Origin of the sequence: Streptomyces sp. NPDC058375 (assembly GCF_042723425.1) — a bacterium.
Classification (GTDB): Bacteria; Actinomycetota; Actinomycetes; order Streptomycetales; family Streptomycetaceae; genus Streptomyces; species Streptomyces durocortorensis.
In genome coordinates, this window is record NZ_JBHXJG010000345.1 from 1 (window position 1) to 5889 (window position 5889).

The following is a 5889-nucleotide window of genomic DNA, read 5'->3' on the forward strand; positions in this document are numbered from 1 at the left end:
GGGTCAGCTCGGCCCGGCGCTCCGCGCGCTGCTCGAAGCCGAGCGACAGCACGTACAGCGCGAGCCGGGTCAGCGGCATCACGGTCAGATCGACGTCCGGCCGCCGGTCGCCCACCGTCCGCTGCTCCTGGGTGCGCAGCCGCTCCAGCCGGGTCATCCGGGGCGCGGCCCGCTTCAGGAACACCTCGCGCTTCATCCCGTGCTTGGCGGCGAACCCCTCCGCCACGGTGAACGGCAGCTCGGCCACGGCCCCCTGCTCGTAGTGGGCACGCCGCCAGGCGTCGAGCAGCCCGTGCTCGTAACGGCGTGCCCGCCCGGGCCGGAACAGGAACGCCCCCACCTCGGCGAGCGGCTCGACCCCGGCCGGGCAGGGCAGATGGATGTGCCGGGCGACGGTCTTCAGCCCGGACCGGTACTTCACCGCGTCATGGCCCAGGTCCGGCCGGGCCGCCAGCCAGTCCCGCATGATCGCCCGGGTACGCCGGTTGTTGACCTTGGCGCGGCGCAGCTCGCCGAAGAGCCGGTAGACGCGCGGCGGCGGCAGCAGCGCCAGCCGGGCGGCGATGAGCCGCCCCTCGGTACGCCGCTCCTCGCCGGTCGCCTCGCCCGCCGTCTCCAGCAGCCCGCGCACGATGAGCGCCGCGTTGTGGTGGTTGATGTCCAGCGCCAGCGAAGCCGCGTACACCCGGCGGTAGTTGACCCGTACGTAGGTGTGCAGGAAGTCCAGGGACAGCTGCTGGTCGACGGCGCCCGAGCGGAACTCGCGCTGCCCGGTCGCGGTGATCGCGGCGTTGACGAAGAGGAGGACGTCCTCGGCGGCGACGAGGTCCGCGGAGGTGTCGGCGCGCATGTCGGCGCGGCTGTCGGGCGTGTTCATGGTCGTCCCCGGGGTGGCTGGAGTGCCGGCCGGGGAATGGGGGCGCGAACAGCGAAATCATTGCTTCACAGGCACGTCTCGGAAGTCGCAGCCGGAGTCCCGCGGCCGGCCCAGAAAACGTAACGGTCGACGGTGGTCCCGCGCCACCGCATTCGGTGCTGCCCTCGGGCGGGCCGGTTCGCGTCCGGGCCCCCTGTCCGGTCGGCCGTCGCGCCCGGCACACTGGCACGCATGACTTCTGCGGGCACCACCCCTTTGCGTATCGGCCTCCTCGGCACCGGCCCCTGGGCCCGTAACACCCAGGCCCCCGCCCTCGCCGCCCACCCCGGCGTCGAGCTGAGCGGGGTGTGGGGCCGCAGGGCCGAGGCGGCAAAGGCGCTGGCCGCCGCGCACGGCACCCGTGCGTACACCGGTGAGGAGGGCGTCGACGCGCTCCTGGAGGCGAGCGACGCGGTGGCCTTCGCGCTGCCGCCGGACGTCCAGGCCCCGCTCGCGGTCCGGGCGGCGGAGGCGGGCCGTCACCTCCTGATGGACAAGCCGGTCGCCACGACGGTCGCCGGGGCGCGCGCGGTGGCCGAGGCGGCGGAGAAGTCAGGGGTGGCCTCGGTCGTCTTCTGCACGCTGCGCTTCGCGCCCGAGACCGCAGCCTGGATCGCCGAACAGGCCGCGGTGGACGGCTGGTTCACGGCCCGCGCCCAGTGGCTGGGGTCGCTCTACGCCGCCGGTTCCACCAGCGAGTACGCGGACTCCCCGTGGCGGCGCGCGAAGGGCGGCCTGTGGGACGTCGGCCCGCACGCGCTGTCCGTGCTGATCCCTGTCCTGGGCGACGTCGAGCACCTGACGGCCGCCGCCGGACCGGCCGACACCACGCACCTGATCCTGCGCCACACCTCCGGCGCGTCCAGCACGGTGACCCTGGGGCTGGGCGCCCCGCCCGGCGCGGCGGGCGTCGAGATCGAGTTCCGGGGCGAGCGGGGTACGGCGTCGATCCCGGGCTGGGACGGCGCGGAGACCGCGTTCCGGGGCGCGGTGGACGCCCTGGCCGAAGCGGTACGTACGGGGGTGCCGCACCCCTGCGACGCGCGCTTCGGCCTCCACCTCACGGAGCTGCTGGCGGCGGCGGAGGCGCAGGCGGCGGGGTGACCGGCGGCAGCGAGCGGCACAGGGCGTCCAGCGCCTCCGGGTAGGCGGCTTCGGCGGGGGTCGCGTACCCCACGACGAGCCCGTCGCGAACGGGGACTTCGGCGCCACCGCCATGGGCGGTCCCCGCGACCCCGGAGGCGTCCCCGGCCCCCGGGTGCAGATAGTCGCCCAGCCCCTCCACCGCGAGCCCCTGCCAGGCAGCCGCCCGGACCGCCGAACGCTCGGTGCCGGGCGGCAGTTCCACCACCGCGTGCAGCCCCGCCGCGATCCCGGTGACCCGGACATGCGGGGCCCGCCGCTCCAGGGCCGCCACCAACTGGTCCCGGCGGCGACGGTGGCGCTGCCGCATCCGGCGTACCTGCTTGTCGTACGCGCCCGACTCGACGAAGTCCGCGAGGGTCAGCTGCTCGGTGGCGCTGGAGAACTGCTCGCGCTCGCCCTTGGCGTCGACGACAGGGCCGACGAGCCGCTGGGGCAGCACCATCCACCCGATCCGCAGAGCAGGCGAAAGACTCTTACTCACCGATCCCACCAGCACCACATGCTCGGGATCGAGCCCCTGGACGGCCCCCACGGGCTGCCGGTCGTAGCGGAACTCTCCGTCGTAGTCGTCCTCGACGACGAGACCGCCGGTGGCCCGGGCCCAGTCGACGACGGCCGCCCGCCGCGCGGGATGCAGCGGCCCGCCGGTGGGGAACTGGTGGGCGGGCGTGAGGAGCACGGCCCGGTCGTGGCGGGTGAGCCCGTCGACCCGGGCGCCGTCCGCGTCTACGCCGACCGGCCGGGTGCCGACCCCGTGGGAGGCGAGCAGCTCGCGGTGGAAGGGCAGCCCGTACTCCTCCGCCGCCCACGGACCGCCGACCACGTCCGCGAGCAGCCGCAGCGCGTGCGCGGCACCTGAGCACAGGACGATGCGCTCCGGCGAGGCCCGCACCCCGCGCACCCGGGCCAGATAACCGGCCAGGGCCCGACGCAACTCGGGCCGCCCGTGCGGATCGCCGGGCCCGAACGCCTCGTCGGGGGCGGCGGCCAGCGCCCGCCGGGCCGAGGCCAGCCAGGCGGTGCGCGGGAACACCGAGGGGTCCGGCTGCCCCTGGACCAGGTCATGGACCGGGCGGGCGGGGCGGTCGGGGGTCCGCGGCCGGTGGACGGGGGTGACCGGGACGGCCCGCTCGGCGACCCGCGTCCCCGACCCCTGGCGGGCGGCGAGCCACCCTTCCACGACCAGCTCCGCGTACGCGTCGGCGACGGTGTTGCGGGCGAGGCCGAGGTCGGCGGCGAGGGAACGGTAGGGCGGCAGCCGGGCGCCCGGGGCGAGCCGCCCGCTGCGCACGGCGTCGCGCAGCGCGTCCATCAGCAGGGCCCGGCGGTTGCCGGTGCCGGAGAGTTCCAGGGGCAGATCGCTGCCCAGGATCTCCGCGGAATTGACCCATGAATTCATCAAGGAAGTGCACCCCGTACCCAGTCGCCCGTCGCCCTAGATTCGTACCCATGACGACGACGGAGATCAAGACGCACGACCGCACGACCGCCCCGGCCACCACCGTCCGGACCAACACGGCCACGGCCACGACCACTGCCACGGCCCGGCTGGACTTCGCGAAGACCGCTCCGAAGGTCTTCCGGGCCGTGATCGGCCTGGACGCGGCGGCCCGCGCGGGCCTGGACCCGACCTTGGTCGAACTGGTCCAGATCCGCGCCTCGCACCTGAACCGGTGCGCGTACTGCCTGCACATGCACACCACGGACGCGCGCAAGGCGGGTGAGAGCGAGGAGCGCCTGCACATGGTCGCGGTGTGGCAGGAGGCGGACCACTTCTTCACGGACCGGGAACAGGCCGCCCTGGCCCTGACGGACGCGGTCACGCGGATCGGCGACGCGGGGGTGCCGGACGAGAGCTACGACCGGGCGGCGGCCCACTTCGAGGAGGAGGAACTCGCCCACCTGCTGGCCCTGATCTTCACGATCAACACGTGGAACCGCATAGCCCTGTCCACGGCGAAGCGAGCGGGCACGGACGAACGCTGACGCGGCCCGGCACCCGCCCGTCCCCGGGGGCTCACATGAGCCGGGTCCGAAGCTCCAGCCAGACCTCCACCTCGGCCCGCAGCGCACGGTCCCGTACCCCGGGCAACAGCGCACCGGCCGCGAGGGAGAGCCGCTTGGCGGCCCGGGAAGCGTTGACGGCCGCCAGAGTCTCCCGCGCGTACGGATACGGGGTCGACTCCCGGGTCGCCACATCACCCCGGGACACCGGGATGGCGTCCAGGCAGGCCCGTACAGCCGCATCCGGTTCGAGCAGCCCGTACCGGGCGATCTCGCAGACGGCCTCCGTCCGGTCGAGGACTCCGGCGGCCTCGCACTTCCCGAGCAGCCAGAGCCCGGCCTCCCGCACGGCGGACCGGTCGTGATCGCGGTTCCGCCCGTCTCCGGCGTAAAGCCGCTGCCGGTACGCCACCCACAGGGACCACCACCAGCGCGCCGCCTCGTCGGCCTCCTCCGGCTGCCGCCGCCGCGCCCAGGCCTCCCGCTCCGGCGCTCCGAGCCCGACCAGATGACGGACCCGGTCGCGTGAGGCCCCCGGGGGCACCGGCGAGGGCTCCCCGCGAGGGCCAGGAGCGAACCAGGCGGGCACAGTCAGCTGCATCACCTCACCGCTCTCCTCGTCGACGAGCACCCCCACCCGGCTGTCGGCCCGGACGAAGGGACGGCACCCCACCCCATCGGGTGCGACCTCCACGAGGGGAAAGCCGATCCGGTCCAGGGCAGCGGAAAGCTCGTCGACCGACAACGGCTGCTCCAGCCGATGAGCCTGCAGGGTGAGATACAGACCGCGCCATCTGTCCTCGGCCCCGTCCTGCTTCCAGGCAAGCTCCACGAGGTCGTAGCAGCGCAGCAACTGCCCGGCACCGGTGCGGCTTTCGACGAACCGGTCGCCGAGAAGCGCGGTCACCTCGGCAGGCGTACTCGTGGCATCGGCACCACGCACGGCACCGGTGACGACGAAGCCGGTGAAGAACTCCATCCTGGGGGAGCCCTGACCCCGGCCTCAGGCACCACGCCCCAGGACGTCCCGTACGGCTTCCTCGCTCCGCGCCACCACGGCCGTCCCGTCCTCGGCCGTGATGATCGGCCGCTGGATCAACTTCGGGTGCTCGGACAGTGCGGCGATCCACCGCTCCCGCGAACCGGCCTCCCGCGGCCACTCCTTGAGCCCCAGCTCCTTCGCCGCCGCCTCCTGCGTCCGCGTGATGTCCCACGGCTCCAGACCGAGCCGGTCCAGAACGTCCCGGATCTCCTCGGGCGAGGGCACGTCCTCCAGGTAACGGCGGACGGTGTAGTCGGCCCCTTCGGCGTCCAGCAGAGTCACCGCGCTGCGGCACTTGGAACAGGCGGGATTGATCCAGATCTCCATGGGGCCAAGGTTACGCGAGGGACTGCCGAAAGCGCCTCTGAACAGGGGCGATTGTCAGTGGGGAGCAGTAAAATGGAGGGAGTTCGTGAGGGTTCCACCACGCTGCCAGGAGGATGCCGATGGCCGTTGCCACAGTCACGACCGAGCCGCTCGACCGACAGCTCCCGATGCCCTTCCACCCGCCGCTTCCCACCCCGCCGCAGAAGAAGCGACTGCCCGCGGGCCGCCCCCGCGAGTGGTACGTCTCCCACAACCGCCGCCTCAAGGCCATGCGCCTGGCCATCGCCCTGCTCGACAGCGGGGTCTACCAGCCCTCCAGCGCCGGCAACCACCGGATACGGATCACCGCCGAGCGCCTGGGCATCCACCCGCCGTCCGACACCACCTGCCGCATGGTCCGCGCCCTGATCCGCTACGGCCGCTGACCGGAACCGACCACCGACCACTCTGCCTG

6 protein-coding genes and 1 pseudogene are annotated in these 5889 nt (G+C 73.8%); 3 read left to right on the plus strand and 4 right to left on the minus strand.

The window, feature by feature from the left end; translation table 11 throughout:
* Positions 1-877: pseudogene (locus ACFWM7_RS32760) on the minus strand (hypothetical protein); the annotation flags it as partial.
* A gap of 231 nt (positions 878-1108) precedes the next feature.
* Here ACFWM7_RS32760 and ACFWM7_RS32765 point away from each other — a divergent pair.
* Positions 1109-2020 (plus strand): Gfo/Idh/MocA family protein, encoded by a 912-nt coding sequence (locus tag ACFWM7_RS32765; protein ID WP_383267730.1) that lies wholly within the window; start codon positions 1109-1111, stop codon positions 2018-2020.
* Here the strand turns inward: ACFWM7_RS32765 and ACFWM7_RS32770 are convergent.
* Positions 1977-3461 (minus strand): PLP-dependent aminotransferase family protein, encoded by a 1485-nt coding sequence (locus ACFWM7_RS32770; protein ID WP_383267733.1) that lies wholly within the window; start codon positions 3459-3461, stop codon positions 1977-1979. The two genes, ACFWM7_RS32765 and ACFWM7_RS32770, sit on opposite strands and share 44 nt — an antisense overlap.
* A 50-nt stretch (positions 3462-3511) precedes the next feature.
* Here ACFWM7_RS32770 and ACFWM7_RS32775 point away from each other — a divergent pair, with 50 nt between their 5' ends.
* A complete protein-coding gene (locus tag ACFWM7_RS32775) occupies positions 3512-4048 on the plus strand; it encodes a carboxymuconolactone decarboxylase family protein (protein WP_383267735.1) in 537 nt (178 codons plus the stop codon).
* Between the two features lie 31 nt (positions 4049-4079).
* On the opposite strand, the gene ACFWM7_RS32780 is transcribed toward ACFWM7_RS32775, so the two are convergent.
* The gene (locus ACFWM7_RS32780) at positions 4080-5045 is read right to left on the minus strand and encodes a hypothetical protein (RefSeq protein WP_383267738.1); all 966 of its coding nucleotides are present in this window, start codon (positions 5043-5045) and stop codon (positions 4080-4082) included.
* A 24-nt stretch (positions 5046-5069) separates the two neighbouring features.
* Entirely contained in the window at positions 5070-5435 is a 366-nt protein-coding gene (locus tag ACFWM7_RS32785; protein ID WP_383267741.1) for an arsenate reductase family protein, read from the minus strand.
* A gap of 119 nt (positions 5436-5554) precedes the next feature.
* On the opposite strand from ACFWM7_RS32785, the gene ACFWM7_RS32790 reads away from it, so the two are divergent.
* Positions 5555-5860, plus strand: coding sequence for a hypothetical protein (locus tag ACFWM7_RS32790; RefSeq protein ID WP_383267744.1), 306 nt, complete (start codon positions 5555-5557; stop codon positions 5858-5860).
* Positions 5861-5889 lie beyond the last annotated feature (29 nt).

Excerpts from the sequence above, each read along its gene's own strand:
- ACFWM7_RS32765 (WP_383267730.1), top strand. The coding sequence starts at position 1,109 with ATGACTTCTGCGGGCACCACCCCTTTGCGTATCGGCCTCCTCGGCACC.
- ACFWM7_RS32770 (WP_383267733.1), bottom strand. The coding sequence starts at position 3,461 with ATGAATTCATGGGTCAATTCCGCGGAGATCCTGGGCAGCGATCTGCCC.
- ACFWM7_RS32790 (WP_383267744.1), top strand. The coding sequence starts at position 5,555 with ATGGCCGTTGCCACAGTCACGACCGAGCCGCTCGACCGACAGCTCCCG.
- ACFWM7_RS32775 (WP_383267735.1), top strand. The coding sequence starts at position 3,512 with ATGACGACGACGGAGATCAAGACGCACGACCGCACGACCGCCCCGGCC.
- ACFWM7_RS32780 (WP_383267738.1), bottom strand. The coding sequence starts at position 5,045 with ATGGAGTTCTTCACCGGCTTCGTCGTCACCGGTGCCGTGCGTGGTGCC.
- ACFWM7_RS32785 (WP_383267741.1), bottom strand. The coding sequence starts at position 5,435 with ATGGAGATCTGGATCAATCCCGCCTGTTCCAAGTGCCGCAGCGCGGTG.